The sequence below is a fragment of the Colwellia psychrerythraea genome (assembly GCF_000764225.1).
Taxonomy (GTDB): domain Bacteria; phylum Pseudomonadota; class Gammaproteobacteria; order Enterobacterales; family Alteromonadaceae; genus Colwellia; species Colwellia psychrerythraea_D.
The window spans coordinates 103,094-120,640 of the sequence record NZ_JQED01000007.1 but is presented as its reverse complement, the minus strand read 5'-3'; the positions used below and the strand labels follow the sequence as shown (position 1 = coordinate 120,640).

General features: G+C 37.5%; 14 protein-coding genes. 6 read left to right on the top strand and 8 right to left on the bottom strand.

Annotated elements, in window-relative coordinates:
* Window positions 1-21: 21 nt before the first annotated feature.
* Both ND2E_RS15985 and rimO read right to left on the bottom strand, forming a co-directional pair.
* A complete protein-coding gene (locus ND2E_RS15985) occupies window positions 22-990 on the bottom strand; it encodes an AAA family ATPase (protein ID WP_033092844.1) in 969 nt (322 codons plus the stop codon).
* Between the two features lie 1,041 nt (window positions 991-2,031).
* Entirely contained in the window at window positions 2,032-3,489 is a 1,458-nt protein-coding gene (gene rimO / locus ND2E_RS15990) for a 30S ribosomal protein S12 methylthiotransferase RimO (RefSeq protein WP_033092843.1), read from the bottom strand.
* Between the two features lie 384 nt (window positions 3,490-3,873).
* Between rimO and ND2E_RS15995 the strand changes: the two genes are divergently transcribed.
* Window positions 3,874-4,338 (top strand): four-helix bundle copper-binding protein, encoded by a 465-nt coding sequence (locus tag ND2E_RS15995; protein ID WP_033092842.1) that lies wholly within the window; start codon window positions 3,874-3,876, stop codon window positions 4,336-4,338.
* A gap of 198 nt (window positions 4,339-4,536) precedes the next feature.
* On the opposite strand, the gene ND2E_RS16000 is transcribed toward ND2E_RS15995, so the two are convergent.
* The 3 genes from ND2E_RS16000 to ND2E_RS23055 all read right to left on the bottom strand — a co-directional run bounded on the left by ND2E_RS16000 (window position 4,537) and on the right by ND2E_RS23055 (window position 8,299).
* Window positions 4,537-5,529 carry an efflux RND transporter periplasmic adaptor subunit gene (locus ND2E_RS16000; protein WP_033092841.1) on the bottom strand — a complete coding sequence of 331 codons (993 nt, stop codon included), beginning with the start codon at window positions 5,527-5,529 and terminating at the stop codon, window positions 4,537-4,539.
* Window positions 5,526-5,810 (bottom strand): DUF3302 domain-containing protein, encoded by a 285-nt coding sequence (locus tag ND2E_RS16005; RefSeq protein ID WP_033092840.1) that lies wholly within the window; start codon window positions 5,808-5,810, stop codon window positions 5,526-5,528. The genes ND2E_RS16000 and ND2E_RS16005 overlap by 4 nt, the downstream gene beginning before the upstream one ends.
* A 428-nt stretch (window positions 5,811-6,238) precedes the next feature.
* On the bottom strand, window positions 6,239-8,299 hold the full coding sequence (locus ND2E_RS23055) for a DUF1254 domain-containing protein (RefSeq protein ID WP_081961977.1): 2,061 nt from the start codon (window positions 8,297-8,299) through the stop codon (window positions 6,239-6,241).
* A gap of 147 nt (window positions 8,300-8,446) precedes the next feature.
* On the opposite strand from ND2E_RS23055, the gene ND2E_RS16010 reads away from it, so the two are divergent.
* A complete protein-coding gene (locus ND2E_RS16010) occupies window positions 8,447-9,391 on the top strand; it encodes a LysR family transcriptional regulator (RefSeq protein ID WP_033092839.1) in 945 nt (314 codons plus the stop codon).
* A 238-nt stretch (window positions 9,392-9,629) separates the two neighbouring features.
* Here ND2E_RS16010 and pntB read toward each other — a convergent pair whose 3' ends face one another.
* Window positions 9,630-11,039, bottom strand: a complete 1,410-nt coding sequence (gene pntB / locus ND2E_RS16015) for a Re/Si-specific NAD(P)(+) transhydrogenase subunit beta (protein WP_033092838.1) — start codon at window positions 11,037-11,039, stop codon at window positions 9,630-9,632.
* A gap of 8 nt (window positions 11,040-11,047) precedes the next feature.
* Window positions 11,048-12,580, bottom strand: a complete 1,533-nt coding sequence (locus tag ND2E_RS16020; protein WP_033092837.1) for a Re/Si-specific NAD(P)(+) transhydrogenase subunit alpha — start codon at window positions 12,578-12,580, stop codon at window positions 11,048-11,050.
* A 579-nt stretch (window positions 12,581-13,159) separates the two neighbouring features.
* On the opposite strand from ND2E_RS16020, the gene ND2E_RS16025 reads away from it, so the two are divergent.
* The 3 genes from ND2E_RS16025 (at window position 13,160) to ND2E_RS16035 (ending at window position 15,309) form a co-directional block, all read left to right on the top strand.
* Window positions 13,160-13,786, top strand: a complete 627-nt coding sequence (locus ND2E_RS16025; RefSeq protein ID WP_190277806.1) for a DVUA0089 family protein — start codon at window positions 13,160-13,162, stop codon at window positions 13,784-13,786.
* Between the two features lie 558 nt (window positions 13,787-14,344).
* Complete coding sequence (locus ND2E_RS16030; RefSeq protein WP_033092835.1) at window positions 14,345-14,773, top strand: PACE efflux transporter; 429 nt, start codon at window positions 14,345-14,347, stop codon at window positions 14,771-14,773.
* A 197-nt stretch (window positions 14,774-14,970) separates the two neighbouring features.
* Window positions 14,971-15,309 (top strand): NirD/YgiW/YdeI family stress tolerance protein, encoded by a 339-nt coding sequence (locus tag ND2E_RS16035; protein ID WP_033092834.1) that lies wholly within the window; start codon window positions 14,971-14,973, stop codon window positions 15,307-15,309.
* A gap of 77 nt (window positions 15,310-15,386) precedes the next feature.
* Here the strand turns inward: ND2E_RS16035 and ND2E_RS16040 are convergent, their stop codons facing one another.
* Window positions 15,387-16,217 (bottom strand): lipase family protein, encoded by an 831-nt coding sequence (locus tag ND2E_RS16040; protein WP_033092833.1) that lies wholly within the window; start codon window positions 16,215-16,217, stop codon window positions 15,387-15,389.
* A gap of 614 nt (window positions 16,218-16,831) precedes the next feature.
* Between ND2E_RS16040 and ND2E_RS16045 the strand changes: the two genes are divergently transcribed.
* Window positions 16,832-17,479, top strand: a complete 648-nt coding sequence (locus ND2E_RS16045) for a PEP-CTERM sorting domain-containing protein (protein ID WP_033092832.1) — start codon at window positions 16,832-16,834, stop codon at window positions 17,477-17,479.
* Window positions 17,480-17,547 lie beyond the last annotated feature (68 nt).

Here is a 17,547-nt window from a genome sequence, read left to right as displayed (position 1 = left end):
ATTGCCTCTCCCCTTCGCGCGTTAAACAACCGCTACTTGCGTTATTATTTCATCAATAACTTGGTCTGCACTCACGCCTTCGGCAAGAGCATCATAACTTAAGATTAAGCGGTGTCGAATCACCGAATGTACGACTTGACGAACATCATCAGGGTCAACAAAATCTTTGCCTTTTAACCACGCCATAGCTCGAGCACTTTTATCTAATGCTAAGGTTGCCCTTGGGCTTGAACCAACTTTTACCCATTTAGCTAATGGCGAGTCTGGGTAGGCTTCAGGAGTACGAGTCGCAATAATTATTGAAACCATGTAGTCAAGTACAGCATCGCTGCAATAAACTTTACTCACTTCTTTACGCGCATCAAAAATGCATTGCGGGTCTATCGGTTCAAAAGTGTCTTTCTTGGGAATATCCTCACTTCTGACTAATTTAACAATTTCAGCTTCTGATTTAGCATCAGGATAATCGAGATTTATTTTCATTAAGAATCTATCCATTTGCGCTTCAGGTAATGGATAAGTACCTTCTTGTTCAACTGGATTTTGGGTTGCTAAGACCATAAATAATTCTGGTAATTTATACGTTTTACCGGCCACGGTAATTTGTCTTTCTTCCATGGCTTCAAGTAATGCTGCTTGTACCTTAGCTGGAGAGCGATTTATTTCATCGGCAAGTAATAGATTGTTAAAAACAGGACCTTGTTGAAACGTTAAGGTGGGCTTACCATTAACTTCTTGATAAACCTCAGTACCAGTTACATCTGAAGGTAATAAGTCTGGAGTGAATTGCACACGACCTAAATCAACGGATAAGGCTTTTGATAATGCTTTAATTGAACGGGTTTTTGCCGTACCTGGTAAACCTTCAAGCAACACATTACCGTTAGTTAATAATGAAATGAGTAAGGTTTCTACCATGTGTTTTTGACCAATGACTGATTGTTCTAACTGTGATTTTAATTGATTAATCGTCTCTAACGTTTGTGTCATTATTTGTCCTTAAACTATGTTGATAAAACAATATTATTATTACGACAATGTTCTTTTTTAACATAAAAAGAATAGATAAAGTAATTCTGATACCTAACGGTTAATCTGGTAATAAATATGATTGCGCTAAAAAAACACAATAAATTCAGCCGGTCATGATCATTTTCTATTGATATCACAATTGAATACAAGACAACTACCCCATCTTTTACTTGTTTTTGATTCAGGTTAGCAATTAGCTCTATTGGTACCTCAGCCCCCTATCGCACTTTCAACCTTAAAAGTAGATGCCATATAATCTGCAACGGCGAATAAAGTACCTAACATAAAGTCTTCATCTCAATTGGGACATCCATGACAAAGGAAATAGTTCCACCTTTTAAATACTTACAAGAAATAACATCTATCTTTAAGGTATCACAATTTTTTCCACTTGCCCAAGTATGAGATTATCCTCTAACAAGGTATCAAGCATCATGAAAATAGAACTATTCTTTTTTAACATCAAAAAACCTTTACAAAATAATCTTAATCTATAGGGTTGAATATACTCTGTTTTTATAATGAAAGTTTTAGAAGGCCGCTATCAAAGATGCAATAATCTACTACTAGTAAAGAGGTAGATGTTAGCGATTGCAACTCTGAAAGCTCCAAACAAGCATAACCTTGCTTAAAAACATCAAAGTTTAATCCCGACTGACTTTGTGAAAGAAAGCGCTTTGATCATGACTCAATTCAGTATTATGAATTCTGATTACTTGAGGGGCCTCTTTTGTTCCTAGCCATTAAAACTAAGTATTAGAATCAAACGTAGCTTGGTATAAGAAACACTACAAGAAACTATTTAATCAAGAGTTTAGGGTTAGCTGGTTATCAATCAGAATATTCACAGATTAGAGGACTGAATTTATTGAAAATAGCTTGGTTGAACAGGAATTGATATATTTTGTAAGGATAGTGTTAATAATCAAATATAAATGCATTAACACAATAATGCCAAGTAATAAAAATAGGTGTACCACTTGGCATTTTTTAAGTTTGTTAATCTTCTACTCTCACGCCCCAAACATCATGTTCATCAGCGTGAATAATTTGTACCCAAAGTTGATCACCTGGCTTAGCATCATAATCATCTGATAAATAAACTTTACCATCAACTTCTGGCGCATCCATATACGAGCGACCTACAATACCAAGATCGTTCACTTCATCTACAAGAATTAAATATTCTTGGCCAATACGTGCTTGTAGTTTTTCACTACTAATTCTCGCTTGTACTTCCATAAAGCGTTGTAGTCTATCTTCCATTACTTCTTCTGGCACATGATCAGGTAAATCATTCGCCGTTGCGCCTTCAACCGGTGAGTATTTAAAACAGCCAACACGATCTAATTGTGCTTCTTCTAAAAAGTCTAATAACTCTTCAAACTCTTCTTCTGTTTCACCCGGAAAACCAACAATGAAAGTGGAGCGAATGACTAGTTCAGGACAAATTTCTCGCCATTTAGCAATGCGCTCTAAGACACGATCTGAGCTACCAGGACGTTTCATTAATTTTAATATGCGCTTATTGGCATGCTGAAAAGGAATGTCTAAATACGGTAGTATTTTTCCTTCAGCCATTAGTGGAATAATTTTATCCACGTGCGGGTAAGGGTATACATAGTGAAGACGTATCCATACGCCCTGCTTTGCTAACTCTTCGCATAACTGCTGCATATGAGTTTTAACAGGCATGCCATCCCAAAAATCAGTTTTATGTTTAACATCAACGCCATAAGCAGAAGTATCTTGTGAGATAACCAATAATTCTTTCACGCCAGCTTTCACTAAACGTTGCGCTTCACCTAAAACATCACCTACAGGACGTGAGTCTAAATCGCCACGCATTGATGGGATAATACAGAAGGTACAACGATGATTACAACCTTCTGATATTTTTAAATAGGCGTAATGTTTAGGCGTTAATTTAACACCCTGCTCTGGTACTAAATCAATAAAAGGGTTGTGTTTTGGCTTGCTAACATGTTCATGTACTTGATTTAAAACTTCATCATAAGCGTGCGGGCCAGTAACACCTAAAACATTCGGGTGAAGTTCAACAATTTCGTCTTTCTTAACACCTAAACAGCCAGTAACCAGTACCTTACCATTTGCAGCTAACGCTTCGCCGATAGTATCTAAAGACTCTTGTACTGCAGAATCAATGAAACCACAGGTATTTACAATGACAAGTTCTGCATCATCATAATTATTGGTTACATCATAACCTTCAGTGCGAAGCTGTGTAAGTATGCGCTCGCTATCGACTAAATTTTTTGGACAGCCGAGACTCACGAAGCCAACCTTTGCAGCGTGTTCTGATGATTGCTGAACTAATGCTTGAGTTTGGCTTTGCTCTTCAATAACTTTAACAGGCGTTTCAAGTGTTGTTGTTGTTTTAGCAATATTATCACTGGCTTTAGGTGATTTTTGTGGGTCAAATTGTTCTACGGTCATAGTGCGCTCTGCTTCTTTAACTTCGTTGTGGCGAGTTAAAGCTTCGTAATTGATGGTTTGAACACCTTAATTGCAAACTCAGGAGGTTTACTAAGGCAGTCGTTTAATGCGCAGGATTATACAGGAAAGATGCACTAAGCGGGAGTTTTTGATAAAGGCATATTATCAAACAATTTAATTATTCAAATTTCTATGAACAACTAAATTTTGTCCAATAAAAAACAGTGTTCTTCTACTACTGAAACCATCATATTTAAACAATAAAATAAGTTAAAGTTATGTTAACTTTACATAAACTGTTAAGCTTTGAAAATATCTGTTGATACGTGATAACTATCTTGTAAACAACAATAACTTAGAAATAAATAGAAGGAAAAATGAGACATGTCTGATGAATTGAAAAGTGATACTAAAGCTCGTAGGAATTTATTAAAAGGCTTACTTGCTACCTCTGCTGTGATGGCTGCAGCACCAGTATTATCTGCACAAGACCATTCACACCATCACCATCAAATGACTAAAATAAACAAAGCATTGGTTAATATAGCAAATGAGTGTACTCAACATGGCGACGAATGTATTGACCATTGTATAGAGCTATTTAAATCCGGAGACACAACTGTAGCCAGATGTGCTGAAACCGTTAACGAAATGATTGTCATGTGCCATGCATTAGCGAAAATGGGTACCTACCAATCAGAACAATTGGTTGCTGTTGCAAAAATTTGTATTGATGTTTGTGAAGTGTGCGCGGAAGAATGTGGCAAGCATTCTAAGCACCCTCAATGCAAAGCATGTGAAGCGTCATGCTTAGAATGTATCGAAGAGTGTAAGAAAATTATTTCATAATAGTAATTCTCTTCTGTTTGACGACCAAATTTCAAAGTTATACAGAGCCAATTAATACAATAAAAACAACTTAGTTCGCCCTTCGGTTTTGGGGCAATCGAGACTACCCCTTCTTTTGTAGGGCGACCTTGCCTTCACTTGCAGTCCCACGACTGTTCATAAGTTAATCGTGGGATTGTTACATTGTATTGTACCTTATTAAGGAGAAGTTAAATAAGCTAACCAAGCCTTTATTCTTAATGTTACTTTGCTAATGATATGTAAAGCTTTTCCCTCACTGGTATACACAGCCAATGTACCTGCAGCGCCTTGGGGTAATGTTATGGCAAAGGCTTCATCATCTAGAGACACCCTTATCCCCCAACGGTCATTTACTGGCGCACCAGTCAATGTTGGTAAGGTTGAGGTAGCAGTAAGTTGTGCTTGGCTACTCACTTTAATTACTTTTTCTATTTTTCCAGAAAAGACTTTACCTGGAATAGTGTTAAAAGTGATTTCAATTTCATCTCCAGCATCAACTCTACGTATTGAACTCTGACTAAAACTTGCCACAATATCACTGCTCTCATCTGAAACAAAAGCCATTGAAGAGGCTAACGGTATCGTCGTAACATAATTTCCAGGCCTTAGCTGCAAATTCGGCACAAAACCATCGTGGGGTGCACGTACCGTTGTTTCATCTAATTGCCAAATAGCGCTGTCTAATGAAGCTTGCGTCGAATTGATACTCGCAACCGCGATATCTTTATTGGCTTGCCAAGTATCAACGTCAGATTGTGCGATAGCATTCGTTTTTACTAAAGAATTAGCGCGGGCTAAATTTATTTCAGCCAATTTCTTTTGTGCCTTAAATTGCTCTATTTGTGCTTGCAACTTTTTCACATTAAATAGATACAAACTCGGATCAATTTGAAAGAGCTCGCTACCTTTCTTTATGGGTGTCATCGGCTCTACATAAACTTTCAGCACCTGCCCCTTCACGTTTGGTACAACAGGGATAACGTAACGCACAACACGAGCATCACCACTAATAGGAGAAAAGGTGTACCAAGAGAAAACAACAGAGGCAATGAGTACTACGCCTACCCCACTAAAGAGGGATATGTTGCATGTTGTCTTTTTTATCCATTGCGCTTTTTCAAAAAACAGGAAGTAAAAACTACTATAAAAAAGAATAAGAATAACAATCATACTTTTGGTCCCTTTTCTTGCTGTGCAGCTTCAAGTTCAGCAATGCGTTGCTCTAAATTACAGCCCTTTTTTTGAGACTTAATTTGTGCCCAAACAAGCGCTGCAATCCATAGTAAGCCAAAACTTAACACTCCAAGCCAAGCCAATGTGGTAATAGCTTCCACTTGAGGGTGGTTATTATTTCTTGCCAGCTCTGTGGGAATACTAGCAATCGTTATAATTAACCAAATAGCCAGTGATACTATGATTAAGATAACGATCAGTGCAAATATATCTAACATAACTTTCCTTTTTAAACGTCAAATTTTAGACTGAAAATTGCTACTTTATTTGGGGTAAATGATTAAATCCCCATTCTCAATCAAGATGCATGTTTCAGAGTGCTTGATCTGTTTCAACTCAAGGCACTGTGATGAAATAATGCTTATTCCTGAATAAATCACAGCAACGATGACTTGATGTTTCTTTAGCCTTTCTTCGATGGGTTTAAAATGACTTTATACAGTGTTAAATAATCAAACCATAGAGTCATAAGTCCTTCTGAAACCCTTTCATATTGCAGACTAACGGTTATAAGCACATAACATTTATAATGTTTTATCATCAACCTAGTTGTAGTTATAGCACGTGTTAAAAGCGAGTGGATAAAAAGTTTAATCCACTCTCTTAGAGCTTTTATTGTGAAAACTCATTATGACCTACTGCGATATTAGTTTTTAACCATCACACCTTTAACTAAATACATACTATCGGCTACTTTTTTCACTTCCCATGCATCAACTGGTAAGTACATACGGATTAATAAGTTGCCACCTTCTTCTACTGTCGCATTACCCGCACCGGCCTTACAGTTCGTTGTAAAAGAAAGTGTATCGCCGTTGTCTTTCATCTCTGTATGGGGAATATAAAAGTCATCAACCTTTACCCAACCATCAGCACCGTAAAATGTCGCTGACATAAAGCCGTTATTATCCCAGTCGAGCGCAGGTTTTGGTAAAGTCCACATTTGACATTGCTCAGAGGTCACTTGCAAAGGTACATACTGTGCTGTCGTCATGGGTAAGCCACCCCAGCCATATGCTGCAGCGTATAAATAGTTGTGGGGGTTAACATCTGCCAACGTTTTACCAAAAGCATCATGCCCTGCAATTGGCTGTTCACCGGCATTAACCTGGCGTACTAACTCTTCACGAAAATCGGTTACTTCTTTAGCTGAAAAACCTTTAGCGTGATAAGGACGGTTAGCCTTAGCTTCGAGTTTCAATGCATTTTGGCGTGCTTTGGTATCAGTTACATCACCGTTGTCACGGGTACGAGCGAGTAAATAAACATACTCACCTTCAATATCATCAGCGTTAATCTTTAATGACTCGCCATTTAAGACCACTTGATGAAATAAGTGTGCTTCATCAATGATATGAATAACTTGAAATTCATCAGATTTGGGCACGGTAAATGTTGCGCCTTTGCTTATATCAACAATGGCAATGGAATAAACAACATCGCGATTAGAGCGAATTACTTGCTGGTTGTCTTTAGAAACCGGTTCATCGTGCATCCAAACGTTAACACCTACCTTTTGCTGTACGCCATTAAAATACCAATCACTTTCCGCAACGACATAATTCTCCATCGTCACTTTACTCACATCACTGTCACTAACTTCATTTAATGCTGTGCTCATAGGTTTAACTTCTGTTAATTCTGGCAAGCGATATTGATTGAAGCTTTCCACATCAGCCTCATATGCCCGCATCAAAAATCCCCAGTCATTTTCTGTTGTTAAAATGAAATTATTAATACCACCAATATCATTGCAAGCCTCTTTTGAGCCAAAATGCACGGTAAATGAACCGTCATCATTTAACTTAACATTACCCGTATTGATAATATTACTTTCATTACTCATTAAGTATTTTTGATTGTTGTAAGCGGTAATCGACCAAAATTGTTCAACTTTAGGTTGAGTGTAAGTTGCTGCGTAACAAATATCTGACTTGGCACCCTTCAAGTTATAGGGCATATACATGGCGTATTTGTCTTCAGATAAGCCCCACGCCCCTGCCGTTGCATAAGTAAACTTTTCCCAATCAGTGACATTGCCAATATTACGGGTCATCACGCCAAAAGTATTTTTGAGTTTATTGTATTCACTCATCAATGCCGTACGTACTTTTAACATTGTTGTTTCATCATAATTAGGCACTTCTGCGCTTGTTGCTGCAGTAACTTTCATCTGAGGCTGAAGTTTTTCTACAATGTAAGTGACATCTTCCGGAGTCGCATCAGTTCCTACACGTATTCCAATTGCAACATGACTACCGTTGAAGTCATCTGCATTAAATTTATAGACTCCCCCTCCAACTAGTTGACGACTCATATGCTCTTCAGAGACTATTTGAGCGGTAATAAAGCGTGAACCTGTTTCAGGCATAGTTAGGGTAAAACCCTGAGAGCTATCAACAATGACCATTGAGTAGATCACATCATTATTTGGGCTGACTACCCATTTATCCTTAGCTGTAGCTAAAGAGGTAAAATGAAAAAAGTTATTAACTCCATTACGTTCTGATATTCCTGACATAAAGTGCAGTGATTCAGCACGAATAAATTGCTCGGCCGTCATACCGTAATCATTAGGGTCAATTGCCCATTCGGATGAATCAATTGCAGATATAGATGAAAATGGCTCAACAACGTCACTATTACACCCGACTAAAGCGCTAATCAAAATGGCTGACGTTATGCTTGTAAGTATAGTTTTTTTCATTATAGAACCCTTTTAGCTTATTTTATTTCAGTACGTTCAACATATGTTTTAGATCAAATGCCGAACCTCATAATTTTCATTAAGTGAATATTACTGACCGAAGTGATATAGTTCAAACGACTTAAAATCATAAGTGATATGCTCAAAATGGAACTCATAAACAACTATAAATTGTTAGCACGCGCAGACTTAAATCTTTTAGTGTCGTTTCAGATTCTCATGGAAGAAAAATCGGTAAGTGGAGCAGCTGAACGGGCATTTGTAAGTCAGTCGGCTATGAGTAGAACACTCCAACGTTTGAGGGAGTTATTTGATAACCCTTTATTTGTTAGACAGTCACATGGCTTGCTTCCGACACAGCGTGCAATTGATCTCTATGAGGCTCTTCAACCTTTGTTGATGGGCATAGATTCATTACTGAAACCAGTTACCTTTGATCCAAAAACATTAGAAGGACAATTTGTCATTGCATGTCCATCTTTGCTCAGTTCTACTTGGTTGTCTGGATTAGTTGCCCGCTTAGCTAAGATAGCCCCTAAAGTTAAATTGCGTAGTATTGAGACCGTTGCCACTCCAGAGCAATTGTTAACTAATGGTAGTGCTGATATAGCGATACATACTGCTGATAAAAAAGGCAGTGAGTTTTTCACTATGGCTTTACCTGACGCTACAACTTTATCTTTGGTAAGAGATGGGCACCCAATTAAAGAGCAAGAAATGACCCTAGAACAATTCTTATCTTATCCACATTTACGCTATTACATTCCTGGTCTTAATATAGATAATCAAGGCTTGATTGATTTACGCCTTGCCAAATTAGGTAAGCAACGTGAGATCAGATATGACGGGCATGACATGGCAACGCTATTACAAATAACCCGTCACAGTGATTGTATTTTTTCTTTGGCGAGCGTGAAAGGTGACATTCAATCTGAGAACAAAAAAGATTGGTCTGGCATTCGTATTCTTCAATGCCCTACCCAGTTAGAAATGACTAACTTACCGATTGCATTGATAGGTCTTAGCCGCAGAGAGTCTGATCCGGCTCTGCAATGGTTAGCTAAAGAGATCAGAGATTGCTTTAATTATTAACACTTAGCGCTAGTTGACAGAAGCAGTGGCTGATGTTGATCATTTATTCACGACAAAATAGTAACATGAACCTAAGAAATAGAAGCTTAAAAACTCCCCCTCACCAAATAGCTGAATCATTTTTAACATTGGACATTATTGTAGCTATCGACTTAAAAGCATCTTGTTAATATAAAAAGACACCAGTTTATAATTTACAATAAACGGGTGTCTATACTGATGTTTTATGTTGTATGTTTTAAAGAGCTTTAAATATTTGCTCCACACTGTCTTTAGCATCACCAAATAACATTTGGGTATTGTCCTTAAAGAACAATGGATTTTGCACGCCCGCATAACCCGTATTCATTGACCGTTTGAACACAATAACCTCTTTAGCATTCCACACTTCAAGAACAGGCATACCCGCAATTGGGCTAGTGGGATCTTCGGCAGCAGCAGGGTTAACGGTATCATTAGCGCCAATAACTAACACTACGTCAGCCTCAGAAAAATCATCATTGATTTCCTCCATGCCTAACACAATATCATAAGGCACCTTAGCTTCAGCCAAGAGTACATTCATATGGCCAGGTAAACGACCCGCCACCGGATGTATAGCGAACCGAACCTTGATACCTTTATTGAGTAGTTGTTGAGTTAACTCATAAACAGGGTATTGCGCTTGGGCAACAGCCATACCATAACCAGGAGCAATAACGACAGATTTTGCATTACGTAATATGTCTGCAACGCCTTCAGCGTGCACCTCTATGTGCTCACCGTAGTCTTTGTCGTTATCAACAACAACATCAGTGCCAAAACCACCAGCAATAACACTGATAAAAGAGCGATTCATTGCCTTACACATGATGTAAGATAAAATAGCACCTGAGGAGCCCACTAAAGCCCCGGTGATGATAAGTAAATCATTACTTAGCATAAAACCAGCGGCAGCTGCCGCCCAACCAGAGTATGAATTTAACATAGAGACAACAACCGGCATATCTGCACCGCCAATCGAAGCCACTAAATGCCAACCAAAGACCAATGCCGTAACTGTCATTAAAAATAATGCGATATTTGAGCCACCATGATTGACGAAGGAAAGTAACAGTAAGAAGCTGAAAATCCCTGCGGCTAAATTCATTTTATGACGATGAGGTAACATTAAGGCACTGGAGCTTATCGTGCCACGTAGTTTGGCAAAAGCGACAACAGAGCCTGTAAACGTCACGGCACCAATGAATATTCCTATAAAAATCTCACTTAAGTGTATCTTCATCGCCGTGTGCTGGGCTGCAGTAATCACAACGCCATGTCCTGCTTCAATATAGCTATTAAAGCCAACTAACATAGCTGCTAATCCGACGAAGCTATGCAAGATGGCAACAAGCTCTGGCATTTGTGTCATTTCAACTTTATTCGCTAATCTAAGCCCAATACCCGAGCCAACGACCATGGCAATAATAATAACAAATACATTAGAAACTCGCGGATCAATAATGGTAGCAAGCAAAGCGATAGCCATACCAGCAATACCAAATAAATTCCCCCGCTGAGCTGACTCTTGTTTACTTAAACCCGCTAAACTGAAAATAAATAATAAAGCAGCAACCACGTATGCTGCACTAATGAAACCATTAGACGCTATTTGTGTAGATTCCATACTTCCCCCTACTTGCTAAACATTTTTAACATACGACTAGTGACTTTAAAGCCACCGACAATATTGATAGTTGCCACTAAAGTTGCGAGTGTGGCGAGTATCTGTACGAGAGTATTGTCCGAGCCTATTTGTAATAAGGCCCCAACAATAATAATGCCAGAAATAGCATTGGTGACACTCATTAAAGGTGTATGTAAAGAATGGCTAACATTCCAAACCACGTAATAGCCAATGACGCAAGCCAGTACAAAAACGGTAAAGTGAGTAAGGAAATCTGCAGGGGCAACACTGGCCACCCAGCCAAATAGCGCAATTCCTGCCGCCATAAAGGCATATTTTTTAACGGGCGAAGCAGGTTCTTCTTCGACGGGTTGCACCGGTTCAACGGTTGCTTTTTTCACCGGCGCTGCACTGACTTGAATAGGTGGTGGCGGGAAAGTAATTTCGTCTTCTTTAACCACTGTCATATTGCGAATGACGACATCATCAAAATCAATATCAATCGTTCCATCTTTATTTTTACATAATAACTTAGTTAGATTCACTAAGTTATTCGCATAAAGTTGTGAAGCCTGATTAGGTAAACGAGACACTAAGTCAGTATAACCAATCACTTTTACGCCATGAGTATCAACAACCTTGCCGACAACGGTGCATTCACAGTTACCCCCGCCAGCAGCCGCTAAATCGACAATAACACTGCCTGCCTTCATTGATTCAACCATTTGTTCGGTGATTAATTTAGGCGCCGCTTTACCTGGGATCATTGCAGTAGTAATAATAATATCAACATCCTTGGCTTGCTCGGCAAACAACGCCATTTCAGCATCAATAAATGCTTTACTCATTTCTTTAGCATAACCATCACCCGAACCTGTATCTTCAGGCTCTTCATAGTCAAGCTCAAGAAATTCAGATCCCATGCTTTCTATTTGCTCTTTCACTTCAGGGCGAGTATCAAAAGCGCGAACAATGGCCCCCAAACTTCCCGCAGTACCAATTGCGGCTAGACCGGCAACACCTGCACCAATGATCATCACTTTCGCAGGCGGCATTTTACCCGCAGCAGTTATTTGCCCAGTAAAAAAGCGACCGAAATGGTGAGATGCTTCAATAACGGCGCGGTAACCTGCGATATTTGCCATTGAGCTCAAAGCGTCCATAGGCTGAGAACGTGTCATCCGGGGTACCATTTCCATGGCTAAGGTTGTAATCGACTTACTCCTCAGAGCTTCGAGTAACTCAGGGCTTTGTGCTGGCGCGACAAAGCTAAGCAGTGTTGAGCCTTCGTTCATTAACTCAACTTCATCTAGTGTAGGCGCATTTACTTTAAAAAGAATATCGCTTTGCCAGCAGGCTTTTTTCGTAACAATTTCTGCATTTGCATCGCTATACTCATTATCAGTAAAGCTCGCCTTAGTACCAGCACCTTTTTGTACTTGCACAGTAAAGCCTAACTTAATTAATGCACTAACCGAGCTTGGTGATGCTGAAACCCGACGCTCACCTAAAAAAGATTCTTTGGGTATACCTATTCTCATCTGAATTTCCTTAGTATATATATGAAAAATTTTTTGCTGACATGGCTTGTTCAAAATTAATACAATAAGTTATTAAATTGCAAGATATATTTAAAGCATAGCTTACTGAAATGTTGAGCTTCAAAATTTTTAAAATAAATCTAATAAAGCTGTTTGGCGGTGTGCCAAGCTGTGTAGCTATATTCAAAGGACTTTATGACTAGGTAGACAAACATTATCTTTTGTAATTATGAATTAAATAATTTGGCTAAACAAAAAGCAGCACTATAAAGGGTGGACTAGTTGTATTGTTTACACACACGAGTTGCTCAATAAAATTGTTGATGGCTTTTGACAAATATTCCGTAACATTTTTCTAAGTATTATTAATTCTACATGTAGAATGATCACAAAAATTGACTCTTATTAAAGTGTCCACTTCTTTTACATGCTTCAAAGAAAACCCAACTTATCAATACGTATAACACTGAAAATTAACAATTAAAATCATTTGGCTCAATTTTTGCTTTGCCGAACTAAAATAAGTAACTATACGATTCTATCTTCATGGAGTCTCTTACAAAGGGAATTACAATGTATATGAAAAATTTTAAAGCGATAATTGCTGGCTTAGTTTTATCTGTTAGTAGTTTTGCTAACGCTGGATTAATAAGTGACATTACCGGTAATGGCAGTATTGCAAATGCTCTCGATATTGATGGTGCATTTTCTTTAGGTGCTAATATCGATATAGCAAATTCAGAAATTACTCCTTGGGCAAGTATTTCTTCCGGTGTTGAATCAGCGGCACGTTATGATTACTATTCATTTACCGCTATGGCTGGTATGAATGGTATTTTTGATATCGATTATGGTCGAAATGCTGGTGGTTCATTTGATCCTGAAATAGTGCTTTTTGATCTTTCGGGTACTGTTCTTGCTGAAGATGATGACAGTTCTACATCAGATGGTGCTGCTGGTTCAGTCCACGGCTATGACTCATTCTTGAGCCATAATTTTGCAGCAAGTGGCACTTACATTATTGGTGTTTGTCAATTTTCTTGTGGTGGTCAACAAGGTGGAATGACAGGAAACTTAATCCCCGCTGCAGGCACTTATCAATTACAAGTATCGATTGAAAACCATGACATCCCTGAACCATCAACTATTGCTATCCTAGCGTTAGGTATTATGGGATTAACAGCAAGAAAATTAAAAAAACAGTAAGCTAATTTATAAAATTCAAGCTTCAAACTATTCCAGGTTAGCAAAATAAAAAGCACCATTTATTGGTGCTTTTTTATTGTCATTGCTTTATTTGCAATTACTATCAATGGTATCCATCTGGACCACTGCTGAACACTCACCTCTGAAAATTTAGACTTAGCACTTCGCATAGTTAATCCTATCGCAAGTAATCGATAGACCGACAAAGCGTTGATTGAAGAAAGTTCGAAGGCTTCCGCTGTAAGTTTATCTTTTTAAACAAAAACGACTTTAGTATTGATAGAGAGCATTTACTGGAATAAATTTATCAATAATTGCCTAAGTTACTTAAAGACAACTAAGTTGCTGGCTCGTTGATTTTGATTTTGAACCACAGATTGAATTTTTCAAACGTCAAGCAGCAGATGAGAAAGAAGCTGTTTCTATTCTTATGATAAAGGCTTTAAGCTATTTAACATGAACAATTAATAATATCGTTTTTAACGATATTACATAGTTATCTTGTATCTTTATATTAGATTAGCATAATCCAATAATTACTTAGTAGAGATATGAGACATGAATACAACTGAACGAATTTTCCAAGCTGTGCTATTTGAGGTTATTGCACTAGCAATTGTTGTACCAGCAACAGCTTTTATTGCTGGCTACGAAACAGGAAAAATGGCAATTGCTGGAATTGCGTTATCTATTTTCGCTATGCTTTGGAACTACATTTACAATATCGTTTTTGATAAATTAGCTGGTTATAATCGTGTAGAACGTGGCGTATCAATACGTATTATCCATGCTATAGCATTTGAATTTGGCATGATTTTAATCACTTTACCTGCTTTAGCTTGGTATTTAAATATTACTTGGCTTGAAGCGGCCATGTTGGAAGCTGGCTTTCTAATTTTTATTTTACTTTATACGTTTGTATTCAATTGGCTATACGATAAATACCAGCCTTATAAAAATTGGATAAGTCATGAACAGTATTCTTAGTACTACTCATCATTTGATTACGTTATTTATGGCTATTTGTATCAGAAAAAAACAGCAGGGATAACTAGCTATATTCAGCCACTTTGTTGTTAATTGAATTACAATTAACAACAAAGCTCTTACACCTAGATACAGACAGAAGGCTCCTCACATATATAATATGCTTCATCTTAACTAACGCATATAACGAGTCTAGAATGAAAAGATTATTAATTAGTACTACTTTATTATTATCATTAACTGCTAATGCTGAGTTTATAGGCGAAGGCGGAACCACAGAAGTTACAACTATTAAAAATGCGATTGAATTAAATGATGACAGCAGGGTTATAGTTGAAGGTCACATTGTTAAGCAATTGAAAAATGAACTTTACCTTTTTAAAGATAATAGTGGTGAAGTAGAGATGGAGATTGATGATGAAGACTTTAGAAATATAAAAATATCTTCTGAGGATAAAGTTAGAATTACTGCTGAAGTAGACAGTGACTGGACCACAACCAGTTTGGAAGCTGAGTATTTAGAGTTAGCAAAATAAAGAGACGACTGAAATCAATTAATAAAGCACCATTTATTGGTGCTTTTTAGGTTGTATAATATTTTAGCGTTGAAATATTAATTATCAGATCTTTCTAAGTCTTTTATTAGTCTAGGTATATAACTTTCTTCGTCAGCACTAAGCCTATGATTATCAGCAATATCTAGACTTTCAGTTGCGTTAGAAACAAACACTTTTAACGCTTCAATGCGTTGAGAGAACCATGATTCGTCTGATTGCTCTCTCACCTCTTCTTTCAGTATTATCCTTGCTCCTGGGTGACTATAGAATGGCTCAGGAGGAATATGAGGAACAACATCTCCCAAATTAACAACTCTAAAATGTGGGCCAATAATTTTATTATTTAATCCCACCTTAAAGGCTTCATTTCCTGGCCTAGGGCTGGCAAATGTGTATATTCCATACACTCTATATTTATTTTCTATCAGCATACCTGCGTAAAGAGAGCTTAATGCACCACCAAGACTGTGCCCTGTGACCCATATCTTTTTATTTTTCGACAACACACTGTCTAACAAGTTGGTAATGCCTATAACAGCAGGAAACAGAGAATCTTGAAAACCTTCATGAGCTTTAGTATTTTTTAAAGGGCCTGGGTCATAAACAGCCTGAAAATTTGCGAACCAATCTTCTAAAGCGTCACTACCTCTAAAAACCACCACAACGTTATCCGCGTTCGACATAACATAACATTGAGTATCTACATCAGGCTTTTTTACAATATCAATTGCACCATTAAATTGATATTCCCAACTTTGGACTACCAAAGCTATTTTACTTTCATCCTTTTCATAAGCTAAATCACAAGCAATGGCTAAAGACAACGATGTTTTTTCATCATAAGATTCTGTTTGGTATATTCCTTGAAACTTGTCGTAATAATTCATTATTTCTTCCCTTAATAATAAGTATATATTTCATTATATGTACTTTAGAACAACCCCTTGTTAATACCTAATCGATATCTACACCACTAAAATTGTATATACATAAACAAGATAAGTTTGTATAGCTATCACTTTAAGTATTAACTAAATTTATATGCATAGTTTTTGTATCTTAAAATTAGCAGAAAACCATAAGTGTTCAAAACATAAGAAAATCGTACAACGATTCATATAGCGGTTATTACTCTCTTGCTGGTACCTTCTAAAAGCTCAATAGAACATGCCAGCATTCTTTCTAACGGTTCAATGACTGCCTCTTGTTTATGGCAGGCTCGCCTGCGGAGCTATTACTAGCTTTTAATACAGTAGTAAAAAACTACCGTCGTTCAAATTGGCCTCTGTTGTTAAGGTAGCGTAAATAAACTGTAAAATAACAATGAGTTACAACTGAACACATGTCCAATTTTTTTACAGTCTCTAATTAAAGTATCCCTCAGCCTCTATACCTAATTGAAAATATTAACTTTATTTAAGTTGGCATGCTTAGTGCTAATTCCGTGGAACAATAACAAAAATAAATTCCTTCTTCAGGAATGTATTATTAAGGAAGTATAATGAGTATTAAAATGTTAAAAGCGTCTATAGCTGGAGTAGCTTTATCTTTAAGTGGTCTTGCTAATGCAGGCATAATCCCAGTAGGTATACAAACAGATATAGATACCAGCACTTTAACTAATAACGGTTGGAGTTTAAACTTTCAATCAGCTTGGTCCTCTCAAGCTGCGCATGATTACGAAATGTTTGCGGGAGTAGCTTTAGATGAATATGTTTTTATTGGCGCCTTAGATACAGGAACTAGTAATATTGCTTTAGGGGCAGCTGTACTTTATTCTGATTTATTGAACTATACGTTTGGCAATAATACAAATGATTACAATGGTGCTTCTTGGTATTTCAGAGAAGATTACTCAATGGGTTTTGCTGCAATAGGCGAATCGGTTTCTTTAAATTCAGCTGATACCTCTAATGATGCTGGCTCTTTGTCAAAGTTGTCATGGCATATGCATGACGGCTATACAGCTGGCTACAGAGTGGGTAACCTCAAAAGCAATAGTAGCGCACAATTCCAAAAAGTAGTATTTAGATCGTCGGCAACAGAAGTTCCAGAGCCGACAACTCTTGCTATCTTTGCTTTAGGCGTTATGGGTTTAGCATCACGTCGCTTTCATCAGCTAATAAAAAATAGTAATAAAACTCTGTAGATCTCTATTTATTACTTGTTGAAATAAATTAATAAAAAAAGCACCATTGATACTGGTGCTTTTTATTA